This is a genomic window from Streptomyces monashensis, from assembly GCF_001866665.1.
Lineage (GTDB): Bacteria > Actinomycetota > Actinomycetes > Streptomycetales > Streptomycetaceae > Streptomyces > Streptomyces monashensis.
Genome location: NZ_MLYO01000089.1, coordinates 75867 through 100605, shown reverse-complemented (window position 1 = coordinate 100605; position 24739 = coordinate 75867). Strand labels below are relative to the sequence as shown.

The following is a 24739-nucleotide window of genomic DNA, read 5'->3' as shown; positions in this document are numbered from 1 at the left end:
TCACAGCAGTCCTACGGCGGTGTCCACGGCGGCGGCCACGTCGCCGTCCGCCGGGTACAGCAGTGAGCGGCCGACCACCAGGCCGCGCACGGTGGGGAGTTGCAGCGCGCCGCGCCACTTCTCGTAGGCGGCGGTCTGGCTCTCGGGCGAGTCGCCGATGTCGCCGCCGAGAAGGACGGCGGGCAGGGTCGAGGTCTCCATGACCCGGGCCATGTCGTCGGGGTCGTCGGTGACCGGCACCTTCAGCCAGGTGTAGGCGGAGGAGCCGCCGAGGCCGGAGGCGATGGCGATGGACCGGGTGACGGCCTCGGCGGACAGGTCGTTCCTCAGCTTCCCCTCGGGGGTGCGGCGGCTGATGAACGGCTCCACGAAGACGGGCAGTCGGCGCGCGGCCATGTCGTCGATGACCCTGGCCGTGGACTCCAGGGTGGTGAGCGAACCGGGATCGTCGTAGTCGATGCGCAGCAGCAGCTTGCCCGCGTCGAAGCCGAGCCGCTGGATGTCCTCGGGACGGTGCCCGGTGAAGCGGTCGTCCAGCTCGAATCGGGCCCCCTGCAGACCGCCCCGGTTCATCGAGCCCATGACCACCTTGTGGTCGAGGACGCCGAGCAGCAGCAGGTCGTCCAGGATGTCGGCGGTGGCGAGGACGCCGTCGACGCCGGGCCGGCTCAGCGCCAGGCACAGCCGCTCCAGCAGGTCGGCGCGGTTGGCCATGGCGAGCTTGCGGTCCCCGACCCCGAGCGCGCCCCGGGCGGGGTGGTCGGCGGCGACGATCATCAGCCGGCCGTCCTCGTTCAGCAACGGCCTGCGGGCCCGGCGGACAGCCGCCTCGGCGATCGCCTCGGGGTGGTGGGTACGGATCCGGACGAGTTCGGCGAGGTCGACACGGGAGCGTCGGAAGCCGCCGGCGCCTTCGGGACGGGAGGCGGCGGCGCCCTCGACCCCCGCGCCCGCGGGGGCCTCGGGGGCGGCGGTGTGCGCGGTCGGGGTGGCCTCGGGGGCGGTGCCGGATCCGCCCTCGGTGTGGGTGCCCGCGACGCGGCCGGCCCTCACAGCACCGCTCCGGCGTCGAGCGCGGCGGCCACCTCGTCCGGGGTGGGCATCGCGGAGGAGCACTCCAGCCGGGAGGCGACGATGGCACCGGCCGCGTTGGCGTGCCGCATGATCGTCTCCAGGTCCCGGCCCGCGAGGAGCCCGTGGCAGAGGGAACCGCCGAACGCGTCCCCGGCGCCGAGTCCGTTGAGGACGGTGACCGGAAGCGGCGGCACCTCGGCCGAGTCGCCGTTCGCGCCGACCGCGAGGACACCCTTGGGTCCCTGCTTGACGACGGCGATCTCGACCCCGGCCGCGAGGAGCGCGCGGGCGGCCGCATGCGGCTCGCGCACGCCCGTCGCGACCTCCACCTCGTCCAGGTTGCCGACGGCGACGGTCGTGTGTCTCAGCGCCTCGGCGTAGAAGGAGCGGGCCTCGTCGGGGTGGCTCCAGAACATCGGGCGCCAGTCGAGGTCGAACACCGTCGTGCCGGACTTCGCCCGGTGGGCGAGCGCCGCGAGGGTCGCCGTACGGCTCGGTTCCTCGCTCAGGCCGGTACCGGTGACCCAGAAGATCCGGGCGTCGCGGATGGCGTCGAGGTCCAGGTCGTGGGCGTCGATCTCCAGGTCGGGCGCCTTGGGCTGCCGGTAGAAGTAGAGCGGGAAGTCGTCCGGCGGGAAGACCTCGCAGAAGGTGACCGGGGTCGGCAGGTGCGGAACCGGGGTGACCCAGCGGTCGTCGACGCCGAAACCGCGCAGCGCCTCGTGCAGATAGGCGCCGAACGGGTCGTCACCGGTACGGGTGATCACGGCGGTGCTCCGGCCGAGCCGGGCCGCGGCGACCGCGACGTTCGTCGCCGAGCCGCCGAGGAACTTGCCGAAGGACGACACCTGGGCGAGCGGGACACCGGTCTGGAGCGGGTAGAGGTCCACTCCGATCCGCCCCATGGTGATCAGGTCGTACGCCATCGACTTCCCTTCGTCACAGCTCATCCCCGGCTCTTTCCCGGCGCGTCGCGGCTCTTCCCGGATTTCTAGCCTCCTGGGCCCATCCTGTCAATGTTTTGTCCAGACATACGGACCAGCTCTTGACACCGCTTTCTATCCGCCTGCACGCTGACGCCCATGACGTCGCTGTCACCCTGCCCCTCACTGTCCCGCATCCGGATCGGATCGGCGCCCGATTCCTGGGGCGTGCGGTCCTGACGGCACTTGCTCGACGGCACCGACTCCGACACGGTGTCGCTGTGCCCGGAGACAGGGCACCACGCGAAGGACCCCCTTGCGGCGGTTCTGTCACAAACACCCGTCTTGTGTCACATGTGTCGCGTGCAGGTCGGCTGTGCGTCACACCGTGACGACAGGCACTGTCCGCTCCTCACCCCGTGTCGTTCACCGGACGCAGGCTTGGTGATCGCCAGCGCAGCGCCCGGCTCCCCCGACGGCCTTCCCGGCCGCCGCCGCGGTGTGCGCAGGGAGGTGCAACTCATGACCGACCGAAGGCTCTGGTCCTACAAGGAGATCGCGGCGCACATCAGTGTGCAGCCCGACACCGTCCGGTCCTACCGCAAGCACGGGCTGCTGCCCCCGCCCGACCACGTGGAGCGCGGTAAGCCCTACTGGTACGCGGACACGGTCCGCGCCTGGGTCGCCTCCCGCCCCCGCAACCGCGGCCGCCGGTTCGACTGACCCGGCCCACGACCGTCAGCCGCGGCCCCGGACAACCGGGGCCGCGCCGTGGTCAGTTGGAGGTGCGCGCGGCGGGCGAGACGGGCACGGTGGCCTTGGGCCGGGAGGGGGCGGCCGTCAGCGCCACGGCTCGATGACCGTCACGCCCGCGCCCGGCGCCGTACCCATCTCGGCCAGGGCCTGTGGAGCCGCGTCGAGCAGGATGGTGCGCGTCACCAGCAGGTCCGGGCGCAGCACCCCGGATCCGACCAGCTCCAGCATCGCGGGATAGGCGTGGGCGGCCATGCCGTGACTGCCCAGCAGTTCGAGCTCCAGGGCCACGGCGCGGGCCAGCGGGACGGGCGTGGTGCCGTCGGCCGAGGGCAGCAGGCCGACCTGGACGTGACGGCCGCGCCGGCGCAGGCCGTTCACGGACGCCGCACAGGTGGCCGGGGAGCCGAGGGCGTCGAGGGAGAGGTGGGCGCCGCCGCCGGTCAGGTCGCGGATCGCCGCGGCCGTCTCCGGGGTGCGCGAGGCGTCCACGCACACCGCAGCACCGAACTTCCGCGCCAGGTCCAGTGCCTGCGGCGACACGTCCACGGCGACCACCCGCGCCCCCGAGGCCGCCGCGATCATCACGGCGGACAGCCCGACCCCGCCGCAGCCGTGCACCGCAACCCACTCCCCCGCCGCCACCCGGCCCTGCTGCACCACCGCGCGGAACGCGGTGGCGAAGCGGCAGCCGAGGGCGGCGGCGGTGGCGTACGCCATGTCGTCCGGGATCGCGACCAGGTTGACGTCGGCGTGGTCCAGCGCCACGTACTGAGCGAAGGAGCCCCAGTGGTGGAAGCCTGGCTGGGTCTGCCGCTCGCACACCTGCTGGTCGCCCGCCGCGCAGGCCGGGCAGGTGCCGCAGGCGCAGACGAACGGCACGGTGACCCGGTCACCGGGCCGCCGGCGGGTCACCCGGGAACCGACGGCCTCGACGACACCGGCGAGTTCGTGCCCGGGCACGTGCGGCAGCTCGATGTCGGGGTCGTGGCCCATCCAGCCGTGCCAGTCGCTGCGGCACAGCCCGGTGGCCTCGACCCGGACGACCACGCCGTCGGGGGCCGGGCGGGGGTCGGGCAGCTCGCGCACCTCGGCGGGGGCGCCATGGCGTTCGAAGACGACGGCTCGCATGGGCAGTCCTTTCGGGAACCTCCGTGAAGAGTAGACAGCCCGGTCGTCTCAACCGGTGACGATGCGTCGGGGCCGGTCGTGCTCCGCGGCGGCGCCGCCGGCCGGTACCGCCCCGGGCCCCGGGAGGGGCGCCTTCGGCTCGCCCTCGCTCAGTCCGAACCGTTCGTGCAGTCGCCGCAGCCACGCCGGCGCCCACCATGTCGCCCTGCCGGTCAGCCGCATGATCGCCGGGACCAGCAGGCTGCGCACCACCATCGCGTCCATCAGGACGGCCAGGGCGATGCCCAGGCCGAGCATCTTGGTGTTCGTCACCCGGGAGGTGCCGATGGCGACCATCACCACGGCGAGGATGACCGCCGCGGCGGTGATCAGCCCACCGGTGCGCCGGAGTCCGTGCCGTACGGCCGCGTCGTGGTCGCCCGTGCGGTCGTACTCCTCCTTGATGCGGGACAGCAGGAACACGCCGTAGTCCATGGAGAGACCGAAGGCCACGCAGAACATCAGCACGGGCAGGGTGGTCTCGATGGAGCCGGTGCTCGTGAAGCCGAGAGGGCCGGAGAGATGGCCGTCCTGGAAGACCCAGACCACGGCGCCGAACATCGCCGTCAGGCTGAGCGCGTTCAGGACGACCGCCTGGATCGGTATCAGCACGCTGCCCGTCAGCAGGAAGACCAGGAGCAGGGTGACGACGGCGATGAACCCGGCCGCCCAGGGCAGACGCTCGGCTATCGCGTGCTTGGTGTCGACCAGGACGGCCGCCGTACCGGTCACCTTCGTGACGAAGGGGGCGTGCAGGGCCCGTATGTCGCCCACCAGACGCTGGGCCGGGTCGTCCACGGCCTCGCCCCGGGGCTGCACCGTGAAGTAGGCGGCGTCGCCCTTGACCAGCGGGCCGTCGACGCGGGCCACCTCGGGCAGGGCGGCCACCCGCTGTTCGTAGGCGGCGTACTGGTCCGGGGCCGCCCTGCCCTCGGCGAGGATCTCCACACCGCCGCCGGGGCTGCCCGGGAAGCTCTCGCGGAGGTGCTGCTGCACCACATGGGACTCGGCGGCCGCGGGCAGCTGGCGGTCGTCGGCGGTGCCGAACTTCACGCCCAGGAAGGGGAGTCCGAGGACGACCAGCAGGACGGTCGTGCCCAGTGCGAAGAGCGGGGCGCGGCGCATCACCAGGGTTGCCGTCCGCGCCCAGGCCGCGCCCTGGGCGGCCTTCGGCTCGCGGTCGCGGCGCCACAGGCGGCGCAGGTCCAGGGAGTTGACCCGGTGGCCGAGCAGGACCAGCGCCGCCGGGAGCAGGATCAGGGCGGCGCCGGCGGCGAGCAGGACCACGGCGATGCCGGCGTAGGCGAAGGAGCGCAGGAAGTACTGCGGGAAGACCATCATGGCGGCGAGGGAGACCGCGACGGTGAGGGCGGAGAAGAGCACCGTGCGCCCGGCCGTGCGCAGCGTCGTGCCGACCGCGGCCGACGGGTCGGCGCCCGTGGACAGTTCCTCGCGGTAGCGGCGGACGATGAAGAGGGCGTAGTCGATGGCCAAGCCGAGGCCGAGGGCCGTCGTCAGGTTGAGCGCGAAGACCGATACGTCGGTGAACGTCGTCAGACCGCGCAGGACGGCGTTGGTGCCGAGGATGGCGACGATGCCGATGCCGAGCGGCAGCAGGGCGGCGACCGCGCTGCCGAAGACCATGACCAGCAGCACCAGCGTGATCGGCAGGGCGATCAGCTCGGCGCGGGTCAGGTCCGCCTTGATGGTGGTCTGCATCTCCTGGCGGACCGCGACGATGCCGCCGAGCTTCACCCGCACCGGTCCGTGCGTGCCCCGGTAGTGCGGGGCTATCCGGTCCAGGGTCTTGGCCGTCGCGTTCTCGTCGCCGGTGATGCGGGCGGCGATCAGCGCCTCGTGGCCGTCCTCGGCGCGCAGGGCCGGGGCCTGCGCGGGAGCAGCCTGCCAGTAGGAGCCGACGCCGGTCACCCCCTTCTCCGCAGCGAGCCGGCGCGTCAGGTCACGGGCCTGGGCGGCGACGGCCGGGGCGTCGACGGAGGCGTGGCCCGCGTCGACCAGCAGGAGCAGGTTCGGCTGCGAGTCGGGGAACGCGCGCTCCAGGGCCTTGGTCGCGTACGACGACTCGGCGGCCGGGTCCTCCCAGCCGCCGCTGCCGAGGCGGTCCGCGACCCCGCCGCCGGCCACCACCGCGAGCGCGGTGAGCACCAGGGCCACGAGCAGCGACAGACGGGGGCGGGCGGTGACGAACCGGGTCCAGCCGCCGGGCCGGGGTGGGCTGTTGACTTCGGTCATCGTGCGGTGTCCCCTTCACCTTGGCTCATGGGCGCGCAGGCAGGCAGCATGAGTCGGTCATTGCCCGTAAACTGGCAAACACGAGAGATCGCTCGCGTTTCACAAGAATGCGAGTGGCCGCTCGCGTTTGTCAATCGCGTTCGGAGATCTGGGGATAACGCGTGCCCGACAACCCGCAGACGCAGAAGGAGCAGCCGCGCCGCCGGCAGGCTCGTGGCGAGCGCCGTATCGCCCAGCTTCTCGAAGCCGCCGCCCAGGTCTTCTGCACCACCGGCTACACCGCCGCCAGCACCAACGCGATCGCACGCGAGGCCGGGGTCTCACCGGGCACGCTCTACCAGTTCTTCCCGAACAAGGAGGCCATCGCGATCGAGCTGGGCGACCGGCTCATGCACGAGATGCGCGACGCCTACGGCGAGGCGCTGGCGCCGGTCGACCCCGCCACCCCGCTGGAGGAGGCCGTCGGGGCCGCCGTCGACCGGTTCATCGCGTTCAACACCGACCACCCGGTCTTCTTCGCGCTGATGCACGGCCCGGACATGCCCGGCGGGATCACCGACGCGCACGACCAGTTGCACACCTCGCTGATCGGCCGCGTCGAAGGCCTGCTCGCCTCCCTCGTGCCGGACGCGTCCCCGGCGGACGTCACCCGCACGGCGCACGTCTGCCTCGGCATCTACAAAGCGGGCCTGGAGCTGGTCCTCACCCATGAGGGCCCCGAGCGCGCGGCCTACGTCCAGGAGATCAAGAACGTCCTCACCCGCTACCTGGAACCGCTGGTCGGCGACCGGATCGGGCAGGGCCGCGCCGGGTCCGCCGCCCGGGTGACGCCGGGAATCACCCGGACTGCGCCGCCCGGCACATCTGCCTAGAGTGCGGAGAGATCGCCCAGCAGCAGTCGAGGGGACTCCCGTGACCCACTCCCCGCCGCCCGGCACCCCCAGGGCCCGCATCCCCGGCCCGCAGCAGCCCCCGCCGCCGTACCCCCGCATCCGTGCGGGTCTGTGGCGGCGCTGTCTGGGCGGTGGGCTCGCCCTGTGGGCGCTGACGGCGTGGGTGACGTACGAGGCCCGGGACAGCACGCCGCTGCCGACGCTGATCCTGCTCGGCAGCTTTCTGGTGCCGGTCGTCTTCGTGCTGTGGGCGTACGAGCGGCACGGCCGCGACCTGGGTGTCAGCGCGATCCTCGGCTGCTTCCTGGCCGGCGGCGCGCTCGGGGTACTCGGCGCCTCGCTGACGGTGTCGTACCTGCTGCACCCCTCCTTCGGGCTGTCCCTCGGCGTCGCCCTGATCGAGGAGGCCGCCAAGCTCGGGGCGCTGGCGTTCGCGCTGCGCGGCCAGCCCGGTATCCGCGGCACGCGCGCGGGGCTGGTGCTCGGCGCGGCAGTCGGCTTCGGCTTCGCGGCACTGGAGAGCGCCGGGTACGCGTTCGCCGCGGCCGCCTCCGCCGAGGGCGTGACCCTGCGCACGCTGCTGGAGACGGAGATGCTGCGCGGGGTGCTCACGCCTCTCGGGCACGGCCTGTGGACCGCCATCGCGGGCGCCGCCCTGCTGTCCTGGCGCCGCCCGGACGGGCGCTTCCGCCGCACCGCGCCGGCCGTCGGCGCCTGCCTCGGCACCTCCCTGCTGCACATCCTGTGGGACTCGACGCACGGCATCGCGATCCGGGCGACGGCCCGGCTGACCGGTGCCGATCCGAACCGCCCGCTCTTCACGCACGCGTACCTCACCCGTCCGAACGCCGCACAGGAGCACCTGTTCACCCTGTTCTCGGTCGGCGGGCTGGCCCTGGTGGCACTGGCCGGGGTCGGCTGGGTGCGCTCGCTGGCGCGTCGGGACACCTCTTGGAGAAATACCCCCTAGGGGTATAGTCTGAGGAGCATGGGGGTTCCCCCGCGGCCCCGGTGGCCCTCGCGGACCCCACTGGCCCCCTACGCCTCGACGAGGAGTAACGACATGACCACCCACACCGACACCCCGGGTTCCGTCACCACCGTCTACAAGGTGACGGGCATGAGCTGCGGCCACTGCGAAGGCGCCATCTCCGCCGAGGTCTCCGAGATCCCCGGTGTCACCTCGGTGAAGGCCGTGGCGTCGACCGGCGAGGTGACCGTCGTCTCCACGTCCGAGCCGGACGACGAGGCCGTGCGCGCGGCCGTGGACGAAGCCGGCTTCGAGCTGGCCGGCCGCGCCTGAGCGACACCCTCAATTCCCCGACCGGGCCGTACCGACCAGCTGATACTGGCTCCGCGCGGTCCGGTCCGATGTCTGGAGTCCGGGCATGACCAGCACCACCAGTGCAGACAAGGCCCCGGCGATAGCCGGGGTCCCCTCCGAGCCCGCCGAGGTCGAACTGCTCATCGGCGGAATGACCTGCGCCTCCTGCGCCGCGCGCGTGGAGAAGAATCTCAACCGGATGGACGGCGTCAGCGCCACCGTCAACTACGCCACCGAGAAGGCGAGGATCTCCTTCGGCGAGGGCGTCGCGATCGCCGACCTGATCGCCACCGTGGAGAAGACCGGCTACACCGCCGAGGAACCCGCCCCGCCGCAGCCCGAGACGACGGCGGAGCAGCCTCCCGCGCACGACGCCGAACTCGGCGCGCTCCGGCAGCGGCTGCTGGTCTCCGCGCTGCTCGCGCTGCCCGTCGTCCTGCTCGCGATGGTCCCGGCCCTCCAGTTCGACAACTGGCAGTGGCTCTCGCTCACGCTCGCCGCGCCCGTCGTCGTCTGGGGCGGCCTGCCCTTCCACCGGGCCGCCTGGACCAACCTCCGGCACGGCGCCGCCACCATGGACACCCTGGTCTCGGTCGGCACGCTGGCGGCCTTCGGCTGGTCGCTGTGGGCACTGTTCTTCGGCGACGCGGGCATGCCCGGCATGCACGACGAGTTCCGCCTCACGGTCTCGCGCATGGACGGCGCCTCGGCCATCTACCTGGAGGTCGCCTCCGGCGTCGTCGCGCTGATCCTGCTCGGCCGCTATCTGGAGGCCCGCTCCAAGCGCCGGGCGGGCGCGGCCCTGCACGCGCTGATGGAGCTGGGCGCCAAGGACGTGGCGGTACTCCGATACGAGGAGGGCGAGCCCGAAGGGCTCTCGGTCGAGGGCGGTGGTGGGAGACGGGCGGGCGGACGTGAGGTCCGGATCCCCGTGGCGTCCCTGGCCGTCGGCGACCGGTTCGTCGTACGGCCCGGTGAGAAGATCGCGACCGACGGCACCGTGATCGAGGGCGTCTCCGCGGTGGACGCGTCCATGCTGACCGGCGAGTCGGCGCCGGTGGACGTGGGACCGGGCGACCGGGTCGCCGGGGCCACGGTCAACGCGGGCGGGCGGCTGGTCGTCGAGGCCGCCCGGGTCGGCGCGGACACCCAGCTCGCGCGCATGGCGAAGCTGGTGGAGGACGCGCAGAACGGCAAGGCCGAGGTGCAGCGGCTCGCCGACCGGGTCTCCGCCGTCTTCGTGCCCGTCGTCATCGGCATCGCGCTCGCCACGTTCGGCGTCTGGCTGGGCCTGACCGGGGACCCGGTCGCCGCGTTCACCGCGGCCGTCGCCGTCCTGATCATCGCCTGCCCGTGCGCGCTGGGCCTCGCCACGCCGACCGCGCTGATGGTCGGCACCGGCCGCGGCGCCCAGCTCGGCATCCTGATCAAGGGCCCCGAGGTGCTGGAGTCCACCCGGCGCGTCGACACGGTCGTCCTCGACAAGACGGGCACGGTCACCACCGGCCGGATGACGCTCCAGGCGGTCCACGTCGCCGACGGCGAGGACGAGAAGGAGCTGCTGCGGCTGGCCGGCGCCCTGGAGCACGCCTCCGAGCACCCGGTCGCCCGCGCCGTCGCCGCGGGGGCCGAGGAGCGAGTCGGAGCCCTGCCGGAGGTCGAGCACTTCGAGAACGCCCCCGGGCGAGGCGTACGCGGGCGCGTGGACGGCCGCGAGGTGGCCGTGGGGCGCCTGTACGACGTCCTTCCGCACGCGTTGGTCCAGGCGGCCCGCGAGGCCGAGGAGCAGGGCCGTACGGCGGTCGTGGCCGGCTGGGACGGTCGGGCCCGCGGGGTCCTCGCCGTCGCCGACACGGTCAAGGAGACCAGCGCCGAGGCGGTCCGCGAGCTGCGCGCCCTCGGACTCACGCCGGTGCTGCTCACCGGCGACAACCGGACGGTCGCCGAGGCGGTCGCGCGGACGGTCGGCATCGACCCGGCACACGTGTACGCCGAGGTGCTGCCCGAGGACAAGGTGGACGTCGTGCGGCGGCTGCGGGACGAGGGTCGCGCGGTGGCGATGGTCGGCGACGGCGTCAACGACGCGGCCGCGCTGGCCACCGCCGATCTGGGGCTGGCGATGGGCACCGGCACGGACGCGGCGATCGAGGCGAGCGATCTGACGCTGGTGCGCGGGGATCTGCGCGTGGCGGCGGACGCGATACGGCTGTCCCGGCGGACGCTGGCCACGATCAAGGGGAACCTGGTGTGGGCCTTCGGCTACAACGTGGCCGCGCTGCCGCTGGCCGCCGCCGGACTGCTGAACCCGATGATCGCGGGCGCGGCGATGGCCTTCTCCTCGGTGTTCGTGGTGACCAACAGCCTGCGGCTGCGCCGATTCCGCTGAGACCGAAGTGGAAGACCCTCTGGAGTCGGACGCGCGCACCACATAAGCTCTTCACAAGGCTCGCGCATCTTCCTTACGCTTGGGTCCCGATCGTCGTATCGGGGCTCTTGCGTACCTAAGGGACATATGCAAGAGACGCAGATCACAGTGATGCGAACGTAACCATCGAAGGGGTTCGAAGGTCTAAGTTGGCGATGTCGGTTCGGCGTCTTGGGGGGCGTCAGTCGGCATCTGGGGTTGTCTTGGGGGACTGCCTCAGAGATGCGTTGCCGGGGCACGTACACCGGGAAGCTTTGAGCGGCCCTCCCTGCGTGCGTTGTCCCGGCAGATCGCACCGCATCACCGGAGTGGGGCGAGTTTTGCTCGTTCTGCTCACCAGACAGCGATTCAGGCGCTGTCCTCTCCGAGCGCCCGGCCGGATCCCGTGGGGGGAATCCGCACCGGGATATGGGAAGGCGCCCTGATCGTCGGCCCGTGGGGGGACCGGCGCAGGGCGCCTTCCGCTTATTCGTCTGTACGGCCGCCGTACGGCCGTCTCAGGGCCGGCCCGCGAAGCAGACCCTGACACTCAGTGCCTCAGCACTCCCCGACCGCGTCAGCCGCCGTCGGCCGACACCCTGAAGAGAAGCGGCCAACCAGGGGCGCCACCCGAACGACGCCCCTCACCGGCAGGTGTCAGCGGGCCTCGACCGGCACGAAGTCGCGCTCGACCACGCCCGTGTAGATCTGGCGCGGGCGGCCGATGCGGGAGCCCGGCTCCTTGATCATTTCGGTCCACTGGGCGATCCAGCCCGGCAGGCGGCCGAGGGCGAACAGGACCGTGAACATCTCGGTCGGGAAGCCCATGGCCCGGTAGATCAGACCGGTGTAGAAGTCGACGTTCGGGTAGAGGTTGCGCGAGACGAAGTAGTCGTCGGAGAGCGCGTGCTCCTCCAGCTTCAGCGCGATGTCCAGCAGCTCGTCGGACTTGCCGAGGGCGGAGAGGACGTCGTGCGCGGCGGCCTTGATGATCTTGGCGCGCGGGTCGAAGCTCTTGTAGACCCGGTGGCCGAAGCCCATCAGCCGGACGCCGTCCTCCTTGTTCTTCACCTTGCGGATGAAGGCGTCGACGTCGCCGCCGCCCGCCTGGATGTCCTCCAGCATCTCCAGCACGGACTGGTTGGCACCGCCGTGCAGCGGGCCCCACAGGGCGCTGATGCCGGCCGAGATCGACGCGAACATGTTGGCCTGCGAGGAGCCGACCAGGCGGACCGTGGAGGTCGAGCAGTTCTGCTCGTGGTCGGCGTGCAGGATCAGCAGCTTGTCCAGCGCGGCGACGACGACCGGGTCGAGGTCGTACTCCTGCGCGGGGACCGAGAAGGTCATGCGCAGGAAGTTCTCGACGTAGCTGAGGTCGTTGCGCGGGTAGACGAACGGGTGGCCGATCGACTTCTTGTACGCGTACGCCGCGATCGTCGGCAGCTTGGCGAGCAGCCGGATCGTGGAGAGGTTGCGCTGCTTCTCGTCGAACGGGTTGTGGCTGTCCTGGTAGAAGGTGGACAGCGCCGAGACGACCGACGACAGCATGGCCATCGGGTGGGCGTCCCGCGGGAAGCCCTTGTAGAAGTTCTTGACGTCCTCGTGCAGCAGCGTGTGCCGCGTGATCTCGTTCTGGAACGACGTCAGCTCGTCGACGGTCGGCAGCTCGCCGTTGATCAGCAGGTACGCCACCTCGAGGAAGGTGGAGCGCTCGGCCAGCTGCTCGATGGGGTAGCCGCGGTAGCGGAGGATGCCCGCCTCACCGTCGAGGTAGGTGACAGCGGATTTGTAGGCGGCCGTGTTGCCGTATCCGCTGTCCAGAGTCACCAGACCGGTCTGGGCGCGGAGCTTCCCGATGTCGAAGCCCTTGTCGCCGACGGTGCTGTCGACCACCGGGTAGGTGTACTCGCCGTCGCCGTACCGCAGTACTACAGAGTTGTCGCTCACGTCTTCCCTCACCGACGTAGTGCCTCATCTTCGAGGTGCCCTGACTGTCTCTACCATCCCCCATTTGGCTCAGGAGAGTGCACTCGGGGTCGACCATTGGGCCCATCGGCGGCACTCAGTGCCGCCAACTTGCCCATCCTGCCCCCTTTGAACGGCATCTGGAAGTGCTCTGTGACCTTCGTGACTCATTTGATCGATCATTTTTCCTGATGACCCGCGCCGAGCCTGAAGTCCAGGGCCGTACACCGCCGTCCGGCCGAGACCGTGCGCACCGCCTGCCCGATCGCCTTGCGTGAACCGACGAGGACGACGAGGCGTTTGGCCCGTGTCACCGCCGTGTACAGGAGGTTCCGCTGGAGCATCATCCACGCTCCGGTCGTGACCGGAATCACCACCGCGGGATATTCACTCCCCTGCGAGCGGTGAATGGTCACCGCGTACGCATGTGCCAGTTCGTCCAGTTCGTCGAATTCGTACGGCACCTCCTCGTCCTCGTCGGTCAGCACCGTGAGCTTCTGGTCGACCGGATCGAGCGAGGTGACGACGCCCACGGTGCCGTTGAAGACACCGTTCTCCCCCTTCTCGTAATTGTTCCTGATCTGGGTGACCTTGTCCCCGACGCGGAAGACCCGGCCGCCGAAGCGCTTCTCGGCCAGGTCGGGCCGTCCGGGCGTGATGGCCTGCTGGAGCAGTCCGTTGAGGGCCCCGGCGCCGGCCGGCCCCCGGTGCATCGGCGCGAGCACCTGCACGTCCCGCCGCGGGTCGAGCCCGAACTTGGCCGGAATCCGTCGCGCCGCCACGTCCACGGTGAGCCGGCCGGCCTCCTCGGTGTCGTCCTCGACGAAGAGGAAGAAGTCCTTCAGCCCGTCGGTGAGCGGATGCTGCCCGGCGTTGATCCGGTGCGCGTTGGTGACGACACCGGACTGCTGGGCCTGCCGGAAGACCCGGGTGAGGCGGACGGCCGGGATCGGGCTGCCGTCGGCGAGCAGGTCGCGCAGCACCTCGCCGGCGCCGACGCTCGGCAGCTGGTCGACGTCCCCGACGAAGAGGAGGTGTGCGCCCGGGGGCACGGCCTTGACCAGCTTGTTGGCGAGCAACAGGTCCAGCATGGACGCCTCGTCGACCACCACGAGGTCGGCGTCCAGCGGCCGGTCGCGGTCGTAGGCGGCGTCCCCGCCGGGCTTGAGCTCCAGCAGCCGGTGCACGGTGGAGGCCTCGGCGCCGGTCAGTTCGGCGAGTCGCTTGGCGGCCCGCCCGGTCGGCGCGGCGAGCAGCACCTTGGCCCGCCTGGCCCGGGCCAGCTCCACGATCGAGCGCACGGTGAAGGACTTGCCGCAGCCGGGCCCGCCGGTGAGCACGGCGACCTTCTCGCTGAGCGCGAGCTTGACGGCGGCCTCCTGCTCGGGCGCGAGGTCGGCGCCGGTGCGCGCCTTCAGCCAGCCGAGGGCCTTGGCCCAGTCGACGTCCTGGAAGCCCGGCATGCGGTCCTGCCCGGTGCGCAGCAGGCGCAGGAGCTGGGCGGCGAGGGACAGTTCGGCGCGGTGGAAGGGGACCAGGTAGACGGCCGTGACGGGTTCGGCCGCGTCCCCCTCGGGCCCCGGGACCTTCTCCCGTACGACGCCCGGCTCCTCGCCCTCCTCCCCCGGCTCGGCCAGCTCGGCGAGGCACTCGATGACCAGCCCGGTGTCGACCTGGAGCAGCTTGACCGCGTCGGCGATCAGCCGCTCCTCCGGCAGGAAGCAGTGGCCCTGGTCGGCGGACTGGGACAGCGCGTACTGCAAGCCGGCCTTGACCCGCTCCGGGCTGTCGTGCGGGATGCCGACGGACTGGGCGATCTTGTCGGCGGTCAGGAAGCCGATGCCCCAGACGTCGGCGGCGAGCCGGTAGGGGTGGTTCCTGACGACGGAGATGGACGCGTCGCCGTACTTCTTGTAGATCCGCACGGCGATGGAGGTGGACACCTCGACGGTCTGGAGGAAGAGCATGACCTCCTTGATCGCCTTCTGCTCCTCCCAGGCGTCGGCGATCTTCTTGGTCCGCTTGGGACCGAGCCCGGGGACCTCGATGAGCCGTTTCGGCTCCTCCTCGATGATCTGGAGCGTGTCGAGTCCGAAGTGCTGGGTGATGCGGTCGGCGAAGACGGGTCCGATCCCCTTGACGAGGCCGGACCCGAGGTAGCGCCGGATGCCCTGGACGGTGGCGGGCAGGACCGTCGTGTAGTTCTCGACGTGGAACTGTTTGCCGTACTGGGGGTGCGAACCCCAGCGGCCCTCCATCCGCAGCGACTCCCCGACCTGGGCGCCGAGCAGCGCGCCGACGACCGTGAGGAGGTCGCCGCCGCCTCTGCCGGTGTCGACCCGGGCGACCGTGTAGCCGTTCTCCTCGTTGGCGTACGTGATCCGCTCCAGGACGCCTTCGAGCACGGCGAGCCGCCGCTCGGTCGTCTGATTCCCCGCCTGGTGAGCCATGGTCCGACGGTACCGGTGACCGCTGACAGCCGAGGCGGCTCCCGGCCGGGGGGCGGCGGCGCGCGGCCACCGCCCCCGGCCGGGCCGTCAGGCGTCGGAGACGACCCGGCCGGTCCCCCGGATCTCCTCGCCCAGGAAGTGGTTGATCCGGTCGAACAGGCCGTCGTACGTGAGGCGTTCGCCGCCCCGGGACCGGGCGCCGTCGAGGCTCAGCGAGGCGCGGTACCGCGCCGGGCCCGCGGGCCGGCCGGCCGGTGCTCCCCGGTGGCTGCAGGACTCGGCGTGGTAGTCGGAGGCGAGGGGCCTGGAACCAGGGCCGGTTCCCTTCCGGGGACCGCCCAGAGCTGCCGGTCACTGCCGTCGAGGGTGACCACGGGCTCCGGCCGGGCGTCGGTCGGGCCTCGGTCACGATTGGGTTTCGGTCAACCTTCAACCTCTTGCCTCGCCCCGTGTAATCGTTTCCAATCCTTCCTGCGGCACGACGTGGAAACGATTACACGTCGGCCGTTCCACGAGTCTCACGAGGAGGTGAGCCGGCGTTGGCGAGCATCAAGGATGTCGCCGCCTCGGCCGGGGTGTCCGTGGCCACGGTGTCGCGTGTCCTGAACGAGCACCCGTCGGTCAGTGCGGACGCACGCACGCGCGTGCTGGCCGCCGTCGAGGCGCTGGGGTATCGGCCGAACGCCGTCGCCCGCTCCCTGCGGACCGACCAGACCCACACCCTCGGGCTCGTCATCAGCGACGTGCTGAACCCCTACTTCACCGAGCTGGCCCGCTCCGTCGAGGAGGAGGCTCGGGCGCTCGGGTACAGCGTGATCATCGGGAACGCCGACGAACGGCCCGAGATCCAGGACCACCATGTCCGGAACCTGCTCGACCGGCGGATCGACGGACTGCTCATCTCCCCCACCGACGGCGGGTCCCCGCTCATGCTGGACGCCGTCCGGGCCGGGACGCCCATGGTGTTCGTGGACCGGTGGATCCCCGGTGTGGACGTGCCCGTCGTACGGGCCGACGGGCGGGACGCCGTACGGGATCTCGTGGCGCATCTGCACGCGCTCGGGCACCGGCGGCTCGCCATCATCGCCGGGCCCGCCGCCACCACGACCGGCAGTGAGCGGGTCGAGGCATTCCGCGCCGCCCTCGCCGCGCACGGGCTTCCGCTTCCCGACGCCTACATAGGCCAGGGCGACTTCCAGGCCGAGAGCGGGCGGCGGGTCACCGAGGGGTTCCTGGACCTGCCCGAGCCGCCGGAGGTCGTCTTCGCGGCCGACAACCTCATGGCGCTCGGTGCGCTCGATGCCGTACGCGCGCGTGGGCTGCGCGTGCCGGACGACATCGCGCTGGCCGCGTTCGACGACATCCCCTGGTTCGTGCACACCGATCCGCCCGTGACCGCGATCGCCCAGCCGACCGGTGAGCTGGGACGGGCCGCCGTACGGGCCCTCGTCGACCGTATCGAGGGGCGGACCGCCGCGTCCGTCGCCCTCTCCGCCCGGCTCGTCGTACGCCGCTCGTGCGGTGAGCCCCCCGCAGAGAATCCCGTGACGAACAGGAGCACGTCGTGAGCGACCCGGACGAGTTGCTGCGCATCGAGGGCATACGCAAGACCTTCCCCGGCGTGGTCGCGCTGGACGGCGTCGACTTCGACCTGCGCCGGGGCGAGGTCCATGTGCTGCTCGGTGAGAACGGCGCCGGCAAGAGCACGCTGATCAAGATGCTCTCCGGGGCGTACACGCCCGACGGCGGACGGATTCTCGTCGACGGCCGGGAGACGCGTATCCACGGTGCGCAGGACGCCGAGCGGCTCGGCATCGCCACCATCTACCAGGAGTTCAACCTGGTGCCCGACCTCACCGTCGCCGAGAACATCTTCCTCGGGCGCCAGCCCCGGCGCTTCGGGATGATCGACCGGAAGACGATGGAGGCGGACGCCGACGCCCTCCTCGCGCGCGTGGGGGTCGATGTCTCGCCACGCGCGCGTGTGCGTGAACTCGGCATCGCCCGGCTCCAGATGGTCGAGATCGCCAAGGCGCTCAGTCTGGACGCGCGCGTGCTCATCATGGACGAGCCGACGGCCGTGCTCACCTCGGAGGAGGTCGAGAAGCTCTTCGGCATCGTGCGCTCGCTGCGCGAGGACGGCGTCGGGATCGTCTTCATCACCCATCACCTGGAGGAGATCGCCGCCCTGGGCGACCGGGTCACCGTCATCCGGGACGGCAGGAGCGTCGGGGAGGTGCCCGCCGCCACGCCGGAGGACGAGCTGGTACGGCTCATGGTCGGGCGGTCGATCGAGCAGCAGTACCCGCGGCAGCGGGCCGAGCGCGGCGCGCCGTTGCTCTCCGTCGAGGGGCTCACCCGGGACGGGGTGTTCCACGACGTCGGCTTCGAGGTGCACGCCGGTGAGGTCGTCGGGATCGCCGGGCTCGTCGGGGCCGGGCGGACCGAGGTGGTACGGGCCGTGTTCGGGGCCGATCCGTACGACGACGGGACCGTGAAGGTCTGCGGCGACCGGCTCAGGCGACACGACGTGAACGCGGCCATGGCGGCCGGGATCGGGCTCGTGCCCGAGGACCGCAAGGGGCAGGGGCTCGTGCTGGACGCCTCGGTCGAGGAGAACCTCGGGCTCGTCACCATGCGGGCCGCCACCCGGGGCGGATTCGTCGACCGCAAGGGCCAGCACGACGCCGCCGGGCGGATCGCCGGGCAGCTGGGCGTGCGGATGGCGGGCCTCGGGCAGCACGTGCGGACCCTGTCCGGCGGCAACCAGCAGAAGGTCGTCATCGGCAAGTGGCTGCTGGCCGACACCAAGGTGCTGATCCTCGACGAGCCGACGCGCGGTATCGACGTCGGCGCCAAGGTCGAGATCTACCAGCTCATCAACGAACTGACCGCGGCCGGGGCCGCCGTACTGATGATCTCCAGCGATCTGCCGGAGGTGCTCGGCATGAGCGACCGGGTGCTGGTCATGGCCCAGGGCCGGATCGCGGGCGAGCTGCGGGCCACCGACGCCACGCAGGACGCCGTCATGGCGCTCGCCGTCTCCCTTCCCACCGCTGACAAGGACACCGACAAGGAGGCCAGCCGTGGCCACTGACACGCTCAAGAGCACGACGGGCGCGGGTGGCGCCACCGGCGGCCTGCGCCGGCTGCTCCTCGACAACGGCGCGCTCACCGCGCTGATCGTCCTGGTCATCGCCCTGTCGGCGCTGTCCGGGGACTTCCTGACGACGGACAACCTGCTCAACATCGGTGTGCAGGCGGCCGTGACGGCGGTCCTCGCCTTCGGTGTGACGTTCGTGATCGTCTCGGCCGGCATCGACCTGTCGGTCGGCTCCGTGGCCGCGCTGTCGGCGACCGTGCTGGCCTGGAGCGCGACGCAGCACGGGGTGCCCGTGGCGCTCGCCGTCGTCCTCGGGCTCGGCACGGGTGTCGTGGCCGGGCTGGTGAACGGTTTCCTCATCGCCTACGGGAAGCTGCCGCCGTTCATCGCGACGCTGGCGATGCTCTCGGTGGGTCGTGGCCTCGCCCTCGTCATCTCGCAGGGCTCGCCGATCGCCTTCCCCGCCTCGGTCTCGCACCTCGGCGACACGCTCGGCGGCTGGCTGCCGGTGCCCGTGCTGGTCATGGTCGTGATGGGGCTGATCGCGGCCCTGGTCCTCGGGCGGACGTACATCGGCCGCTCCATGTACGCCATCGGCGGCAACGAGGAGGCGGCCCGGCTCTCCGGTCTGCGGGTGCCGCAGCAGAAGCTCGCGATCTACGCGCTGTCCGGTCTGTTCGCGGCCGTCGCCGGTGTCGTACTGGCCTCCCGGCTCTCCTCGGCCCAGCCGCAGGCCGCCGACGGCTACGAGCTGGACGCGATCGCCGCGGTCGTCATCGGCGGTGCCTCGCTCGCGGGTGGCACCGGCAAGGCGTCCGGCACGCTGATCGGCGCGCTGATCCTCGCGGTGCTGCGCAACGGCCTCAACCTGCTGTCCGTGTCGGCGTTCTGGCAGCAGGTCGTGATCGGTGTCGTCATCGCGCTGGCGGTGCTGCTGGACACCGTGCGCCGCAAGGCCGGGGCGAGCCCGGTGGCGGGCGGCCCCGGCGGCGGGAAGGGCAGGCAGGCGGCGACGTACGCGCTCGCGGTCGTCGTCACCGTGGCGATCGTCGGCGCGACCTCCTTCCTGCACACGGGTTCGTCCGACGCCCGGAACCCGCGCATGGGGCTGTCGCTGTCCACCCTCAACAACCCCTTCTTCGTCCAGATCCGGGCCGGTGCCCAGGCCGAGGCGAAGAAGCTGGGCGTGGACCTGACCGTCACCGACGCCCAGAACGACGCCTCCCAGCAGGCCAACCAGCTGCAGAACTTCACCAGTTCGGGCCTCGGCGCGATCATCGTCAACCCGGTGGACTCGGACGCGGCGGGCAACTCGGTGAAGGCCGCCGACAAGGCGGGGATCCCCGTCGTCGCCGTGGACCGCGGCGTCAACAAGGCCGACGTGAACGCCCTGGTCGCCTCCGACAACGTGGCCGGCGGCGAACTGGCCGCGCGGACGATCGCCGAGAAGCTCGGCGGCAAGGGGAAGATCGTCATCCTCCAGGGCCAGGCGGGTACGTCCGCGGCCCGCGAGCGCGCGGCCGGTTTCGCCCAGGGTCTGAAGGCCTACCCCGGCATCCAGGTGCTGGCCCAGCAGCCCGCCGACTTCGACCGCACCAAGGGCCTCGACGTGATGTCGAACCTGCTCCAGGCCCACCCGGACGTGCAGGGCGTCATCGCCGCCAACGACGAGATGGCGCTCGGCGCCGTCAAGGCCCTCGGCGCCAAGGCCGGGAAGTCGGTCCAGGTGGTCGGCTTCGACGGCACCCCGGACGGGCTGACGGCGGTGCGGAACGGCACGCTGTACGCCTCGGTCGCCCAGCAGCCGAGCCAGTTGGGAAGGATCGCCGTCGACAACGCGCTGAAGGCCGTGCAGGGCAAGAAGGTGGAGCCGACGGTGAAGGTGCCGGTGAAGGTGGTCACGAAGGACAACGTGGCCGGGTTCAGCGGCTGACGGCGGACGCCCGGATCATCTCTCAGGGGAGTCAACTGATGTACGACTACGACCTGTTGGTCGTCGGATCGGCCAACGCCGACCTGGTGATCGACGTCGAACGGCGGCCCGCCGCCGGGGAGACGGTGCTCGGCGGCGACCTGGCCGTGCACCCGGGCGGCAAGGGCGCCAACCAGGCGGTGGCCGCCGCCCGGCTCGGCGCGGACACGGCCCTGCTGGCGCGGGTCGGCGACGACGGCCACGGCCGGCTGCTGCTCGACTCCCTGCGCGCGGCGGACGTCGACACGGTCGGCGTGCTGGTGGGCGGGGCGCCGACCGGCGTGGCGCTGATCACCGTCGACCCGTCCGGGGACAACAGCATCGTGGTGTCACCGGGCGCCAACGCCCGGCTCACCCCGGGGGACGTCCGGGCGGCGGGCAGCCTCTTCCACGCCTCGCGGGTGGTGTCGGCACAGCTGGAGGTCCCGCTGGAGACGGTCACGGAGGTGGTACGGCAACTGCCCCCGGACGCCCGCTTCGTACTGAACCCGTCGCCACCCCGCCCGCTTCCCGCGGAGGTGCTGGCGGCCTGCGACCCGCTGATCGTCAACGAGCACGAGGCCCGGGTGCTCCTCGGCGACGCGTGCGTGAGCGAGGAGCCCGCGGACTGGGCGAGGCTGCTGCTGGCCAGGGGCCCGCGCTCGGTGGTGGTGACGCTGGGCGCGCAGGGGGCGCTGGTGTGCGACTCCTCCGGGGTGACGCGCGTGCCGTCGGTGAAGGTGGACGCGGTGGACACCACGGGGGCGGGCGACGCCTTCACCGCCGCACTGGCCTGGCGGTTGGGGTCGGGGGCCGCGCTGGCCGAGGCGGCGGGCTACGCGGCCCGGGTCGGCGCGGCCGCCGTGACGAGGCGGGGCGCGCAGGAGTCGTACCCGACGGCGCGGGAGGTCGAGTCCCTGTGAAGAAGGCGGGGATCCTGAACCGCCATCTCGCCGGGGCGCTCGCGGAGCTGGGCCACGGGGACGGGGTGCTGGTGTGCGACGCCGGTATGCCGATCCCGGCCGGGCCGCGCGTGGTGGACCTGGCGTTCCGGGCCGGGGTGCCGTCGTTCGCGGAGGTACTGGGCGGTCTGCTGGCCGAGCTGGTGGTGGAGGGCGCGACAGCCGCGCGCGAGCTGCGCGGCCCCAACCGGGCGCTGCTGGAGGGCCACTTCCGCGACCTGGACCTGGTGCCGCACGAGCGGCTGAAGGAACTCTCGGCGGGCGCCCGGCTGGTGGTCCGCACCGGGGAGGCGCGGCCGTACGCGAACGTGCTGCTGCGGTGCGGGGTGTTCTTCTAGGCCCTGTCGTACTCGCCTACGGGGCGACGAGCGCCCGCTCCCAGTGCTGGGTGTCGGCGTACTCGCGCATGGTGACGATCTTTCCGGCGCGGACGGTGAAGACGCCGATGTTGTGCTCGTGGTAGGCCCTGCCGGTCCTGCCGGTCGCCCAGGAGTCCCACTCGACGAGCACCTGCTCGCCCTCGCCGAAGACGTTGGTGACCTTCAGGCCGATCTCGCGGTCGGGGTCCAGGTGGGCGAAGGCGGTCGCCAGGAAGCCGTCGATCACCTGGTCCCGGCCCTGCCAGGTGCCGGAGATGGGCAGGTCGCCGCCGTACCAGCAACTGCCGTCCTCGGCCCAGCTGTTCCGGACGGTCTCCTGGTCCCCGGCGGCGAGCGCCTCGAAGTAGCGCAGCACCACGCCCCTGGGCGCGTCGGGCTCGGTGCGGTCGGTGGTGGTCATGACGGCGTGGGTTCCTCTCGTGGCAGGGGCGGTGGTGCGGCCGGGCGGGTGGCTACTTGTCGGCGGTGAGGGTGCCGGCCGAGCCCCAGCTGTCGGCCGGGGTCTCGTTGATCCACACCTGGACGGTGTCGGCGGGGATCTTGTAGGCGTCCACGAAGGCGTCCGTGATGCGGGCGACGAGTTCGCGCTTGAGCTCGACGCTGCGGGGGCCCTGCTGGACGGTGACGATGGGCATGATCAGCTCCTGGAGTCGATGGCCGGTGCTTGCTTCGGCTCCCAGTCCACCCGATCCGGGGCGCGGCACCCAGGGCCACTCCGCGCACGCAGCGTTCACGTTTCGCGATCGCTCGCGCCGATCGCCCGGCAGGCCTCCAGGAGGGAGACGACCCGGGCCTCAGGTGCGGTGCGGGGCACGGCGAGCGCGGTCGGCAGGACGAGGGGGTCGCTCGCCGACAAAAAGGCGACCCGCCCGGTGGCCAGCTGCGCGGCGTGCGAGGCGTACACCACGCTCCAGCCGGGGCTGCCCGCGCCCAGCGCGGCCAGGGTGTCCTGCAACGAGCTCGCCGCCGGCCCGGACACGGGCTCGAAGCCGGCGTCCCGGCACGCGCCCACGACGAGGTCGACGAGCGGCGGATTGTTGCGCCGCGCGGTCAGATACAACGGCAGACCGGCCAACTCGCCCAGCTCCACCCGCGATCGGCGGGCGAGGGCGTGTCGCGCGCCGAGGACCACCAGGAGCCGGTCCTGCCACACCGGGACCAGCCGGACCCCGTCGGGACCCTCCTCCACCCCCCGCACGAAGGCGGCGTCCAGCTCCCCGCGGGCCACCTGCTCCAGCCGTACGGCGGTGGGGGCGGAGGCCAGCTCCACCCGCAGCTCGGGGACGAGCCCGGCCAGCGCCTCCAGCACCTGGTCCAGCCGGTCCCCCATCCCCGTGCTGGTGCCCACCCGCAGCCGTTCGACCCGCGCCGCGGTGTAGTCGGCCACCGCGGCTCGCGCCCGCTGCTCGGCGGCCAGCACCTCGCGCGCCGCCGGCAGAAACCGCTGCCCGGCCTCGGTCAGCCGCACCCGGCGCGGCGACCGGTCGAAGAGGTCGGTCCCCAGCTCCCGCTCCAGCCGCCGCACCTGCTGGCTGACGGCCGACTGGGCGATCAGCAGCCGTTCGGCGGCACGGGCGAAGTGCAGCTCCTCGGCGACCGCCACGAAATAGCGAAGTTGGCGCAGTTCCATGTGCCCAGCTAAGCAACGGCCTCCCGGCCGACCGCACCGGGGAGGGCCTCGGCGGCGGTCCGGGGCGCGAGGACGTACCAGAGGCGTCCGCGCCGGTCACACTTCCCCTGAGCGATGGTGCCGAGGTGTCCCCCGTCCGCGCGGCAAGGTCATACCCGGACGCGCCCGTCAGGCGTCGGGAAAGGCGGTTGACGTCCGAGGCGCGCCCGGGGTCTTCTGCTGCGATGTCCGACCTTCGCATCCAGCGGCCGCACGACGACGCCACGTTCACGGACTGGCAGTACGTCCACAACGCGATCATCCCCACGCACCTCCTGTCCGTCGAGGAGATACGGGAACGCGCGCAGCGCAACCACCTGGAGGTCGCGTACCTCGGCGACGTCCTCGTGGGCTGCAGCACGGTGCGTCCTCCCTCGGACGACACGTCGACGGCCACGGTGATCGCCCGCGTGCTCGCTCCTCACCGTGGCCAGGGGTTCGGTGAGGAGCTGTACGCGCGCGGCCTCGCGCGGGCGCGGGAGTGGGGCGCCGAAGTGATCGAAACGGTCGTCCTGTCGTCCAACGAGGACGGCCTGCGGTTCGCCCGCAGGCACGGATTCGTCGAGATCGAGCGGTATCTGCTGCCGGGGGACACGATTCCCTGGATCGATCTGCGCCTTGCCTGACCCGGGCGGACGCCGCCCTCAGCGCCGAAGGGCCCGGAACCGCTCCACCGTCTCCGCCAGCACCTCCCGCCCGTCCCGGGCCCACAGTGCGTCGTTGAAGAGCTCGACCTCGATCGGTCCGGTGTAGCCGGCCGCCTCCACATGACCCCGCCACTCGCGCATGTCGATCGCGCCGTCGCCGATCTGGCCCCTGCCGTTGAGGACGCCCTCCGGCAACGGGGTGACCCAGTCGGCGAGTTGGAACGTGTGGATACGGCCGCCCGCCCCCGCCCGCGCGATCTGCGCGGGCGCCTGGTCGTCCCACCAGATGTGGTACGTGTCCACGGCCACCCCGACCTGGTGCGCGGGGAAGCGCTCGGCCAGGTCCAGGGCCTGGGCCAGGGTCGAGACGACACAGCGGTCGGAGGCGTACATCGGGTGCAGGGGCTCGACGGCCAGGCGTACGCCGTGCTGCTCGGCGTAGGGGGCCAGTTCGGTCAACGCGTCGGCGATGCGCTCCCGGGCCCCGTTCAGGTCCTTCGAACCGGTGGGCAGGCCGCCCGAGACCAGGACCAGGGTGTCCGTTCCGAGGGTGGCCGCTTCCTCGATCGCGCGGCGGTTGTCGGCCAGGGCCGACGCACGTGCCTCCGGGGCGATCGCCGTGAAGAATCCGCCCCGGCAGAGCGTCGTCACCGTCAGGCCGGCGTCGCGGATCAGCTCTGCCGTCGCCTCGACGCCGTACGACTGGACCGGCTCCCGCCACAGGCCCACCTGCCCGATACCGAACTCCCCGCAGGCGGAGACCAGTTCCGGCAGTGACAGTTGTTTCACTGTCATCTGGTTGATGCTGAAGCGTGCGA

The 24739-nt window shown here is 71.9% G+C and carries 21 protein-coding genes; 11 read left to right on the top strand and 10 right to left on the bottom strand.

What is annotated here, in order from left to right; genetic code table 11:
* Together BIV23_RS40525 and iolC are read right to left on the bottom strand one after the other, a co-directional pair.
* Complete coding sequence (locus BIV23_RS40525) at positions 1-861, bottom strand: Cgl0159 family (beta/alpha)8-fold protein (RefSeq protein ID WP_071386041.1); 861 nt, start codon at positions 859-861, stop codon at positions 1-3.
* A gap of 188 nt (positions 862-1049) precedes the next feature.
* Positions 1050-2000, bottom strand: a complete 951-nt coding sequence (gene iolC / locus BIV23_RS40520) for a 5-dehydro-2-deoxygluconokinase (protein ID WP_071386007.1) — start codon at positions 1998-2000, stop codon at positions 1050-1052.
* A 519-nt stretch (positions 2001-2519) separates the two neighbouring features.
* Here iolC and BIV23_RS40515 point away from each other — a divergent pair.
* Positions 2520-2720, top strand: coding sequence for a helix-turn-helix transcriptional regulator (locus BIV23_RS40515; protein ID WP_071372090.1), 201 nt, complete (start codon positions 2520-2522; stop codon positions 2718-2720).
* Positions 2721-2837: 117 nt separating this feature from the next.
* Here BIV23_RS40515 and BIV23_RS40510 read toward each other — a convergent pair whose 3' ends face one another.
* Both BIV23_RS40510 and BIV23_RS40505 read right to left on the bottom strand, forming a co-directional pair.
* Entirely contained in the window at positions 2838-3881 is a 1044-nt protein-coding gene (locus BIV23_RS40510) for a zinc-dependent alcohol dehydrogenase family protein (RefSeq protein ID WP_071386006.1), read from the bottom strand.
* 48 nt (positions 3882-3929) lie between these two features.
* Complete coding sequence (locus BIV23_RS40505) at positions 3930-6173, bottom strand: MMPL family transporter (protein WP_071386005.1); 2244 nt, start codon at positions 6171-6173, stop codon at positions 3930-3932.
* 161 nt (positions 6174-6334) lie between these two features.
* Between BIV23_RS40505 and BIV23_RS40500 the strand changes: the two genes are divergently transcribed.
* The 4 genes from BIV23_RS40500 (at position 6335) to BIV23_RS40485 (ending at position 10776) form a co-directional block, all read left to right on the top strand.
* Positions 6335-7045: a TetR/AcrR family transcriptional regulator gene (locus BIV23_RS40500; protein ID WP_071386004.1), complete on the top strand. Its 711-nt coding sequence runs from the start codon at positions 6335-6337 to the stop codon at positions 7043-7045.
* A gap of 40 nt (positions 7046-7085) precedes the next feature.
* Positions 7086-8036, top strand: coding sequence for a PrsW family glutamic-type intramembrane protease (locus BIV23_RS40495; RefSeq protein ID WP_071386003.1), 951 nt, complete (start codon positions 7086-7088; stop codon positions 8034-8036).
* Between the two features lie 93 nt (positions 8037-8129).
* Positions 8130-8369, top strand: coding sequence for a heavy-metal-associated domain-containing protein (locus tag BIV23_RS40490; RefSeq protein ID WP_071386002.1), 240 nt, complete (start codon positions 8130-8132; stop codon positions 8367-8369).
* An 85-nt stretch (positions 8370-8454) separates the two neighbouring features.
* Positions 8455-10776 (top strand): heavy metal translocating P-type ATPase, encoded by a 2322-nt coding sequence (locus BIV23_RS40485; RefSeq protein ID WP_071386001.1) that lies wholly within the window; start codon positions 8455-8457, stop codon positions 10774-10776.
* A gap of 675 nt (positions 10777-11451) precedes the next feature.
* On the opposite strand, the gene BIV23_RS40480 is transcribed toward BIV23_RS40485, so the two are convergent.
* Both BIV23_RS40480 and recD2 read right to left on the bottom strand, forming a co-directional pair.
* The gene (locus tag BIV23_RS40480; RefSeq protein WP_071386000.1) at positions 11452-12741 is read right to left on the bottom strand and encodes a citrate synthase; all 1290 of its coding nucleotides are present in this window, start codon (positions 12739-12741) and stop codon (positions 11452-11454) included.
* 197 nt (positions 12742-12938) lie between these two features.
* A complete protein-coding gene (gene recD2 / locus BIV23_RS40475) occupies positions 12939-15209 on the bottom strand; it encodes an SF1B family DNA helicase RecD2 (RefSeq protein ID WP_071385999.1) in 2271 nt (756 codons plus the stop codon).
* 539 nt (positions 15210-15748) lie between these two features.
* Between recD2 and BIV23_RS40470 the strand changes: the two genes are divergently transcribed.
* From BIV23_RS40470 to rbsD, 5 genes are read left to right on the top strand one after another with little or no spacing between them, the layout of a single operon-like run.
* Positions 15749-16777 (top strand): LacI family DNA-binding transcriptional regulator, encoded by a 1029-nt coding sequence (locus tag BIV23_RS40470; protein ID WP_071385998.1) that lies wholly within the window; start codon positions 15749-15751, stop codon positions 16775-16777.
* Positions 16774-18306 (top strand): sugar ABC transporter ATP-binding protein, encoded by a 1533-nt coding sequence (locus BIV23_RS40465; RefSeq protein ID WP_071385997.1) that lies wholly within the window; start codon positions 16774-16776, stop codon positions 18304-18306. The genes BIV23_RS40470 and BIV23_RS40465 overlap by 4 nt, the downstream gene beginning before the upstream one ends.
* Positions 18296-20245 carry an ABC transporter permease/substrate-binding protein gene (locus BIV23_RS40460; RefSeq protein ID WP_071385996.1) on the top strand — a complete coding sequence of 650 codons (1950 nt, stop codon included), beginning with the start codon at positions 18296-18298 and terminating at the stop codon, positions 20243-20245. The genes BIV23_RS40465 and BIV23_RS40460 overlap by 11 nt, the downstream gene beginning before the upstream one ends.
* 38 nt (positions 20246-20283) lie before the next feature.
* Complete coding sequence (locus tag BIV23_RS40455; RefSeq protein WP_071385995.1) at positions 20284-21186, top strand: ribokinase; 903 nt, start codon at positions 20284-20286, stop codon at positions 21184-21186.
* Positions 21183-21563 (top strand): D-ribose pyranase, encoded by a 381-nt coding sequence (gene rbsD, locus BIV23_RS40450; protein WP_071385994.1) that lies wholly within the window; start codon positions 21183-21185, stop codon positions 21561-21563. Before BIV23_RS40455 ends, rbsD begins: the two co-directional genes overlap by 4 nt.
* A gap of 16 nt (positions 21564-21579) precedes the next feature.
* Here the strand turns inward: rbsD and BIV23_RS40445 are convergent, their stop codons facing one another.
* From BIV23_RS40445 to BIV23_RS40435, 3 genes are all read right to left on the bottom strand, one after another.
* The gene (locus BIV23_RS40445) at positions 21580-22005 is read right to left on the bottom strand and encodes a nuclear transport factor 2 family protein (protein ID WP_071385993.1); all 426 of its coding nucleotides are present in this window, start codon (positions 22003-22005) and stop codon (positions 21580-21582) included.
* A gap of 52 nt (positions 22006-22057) precedes the next feature.
* Positions 22058-22240 carry a 4-oxalocrotonate tautomerase DmpI gene (gene dmpI / locus BIV23_RS40440; RefSeq protein ID WP_071385992.1) on the bottom strand — a complete coding sequence of 61 codons (183 nt, stop codon included), beginning with the start codon at positions 22238-22240 and terminating at the stop codon, positions 22058-22060.
* A 95-nt stretch (positions 22241-22335) separates the two neighbouring features.
* On the bottom strand, positions 22336-23235 hold the full coding sequence (locus BIV23_RS40435) for a LysR family transcriptional regulator (protein ID WP_071385991.1): 900 nt from the start codon (positions 23233-23235) through the stop codon (positions 22336-22338).
* A 224-nt stretch (positions 23236-23459) separates the two neighbouring features.
* Between BIV23_RS40435 and BIV23_RS40430 the strand changes: the two genes are divergently transcribed.
* Entirely contained in the window at positions 23460-23900 is a 441-nt protein-coding gene (locus BIV23_RS40430) for a GNAT family N-acetyltransferase (RefSeq protein ID WP_071385990.1), read from the top strand.
* 18 nt (positions 23901-23918) lie between these two features.
* On the opposite strand, the gene BIV23_RS40425 is transcribed toward BIV23_RS40430, so the two are convergent.
* Positions 23919-24716: a sugar phosphate isomerase/epimerase family protein gene (locus BIV23_RS40425; protein WP_245790883.1), complete on the bottom strand. Its 798-nt coding sequence runs from the start codon at positions 24714-24716 to the stop codon at positions 23919-23921.
* Positions 24717-24739: the final 23 nt, after the last annotated feature.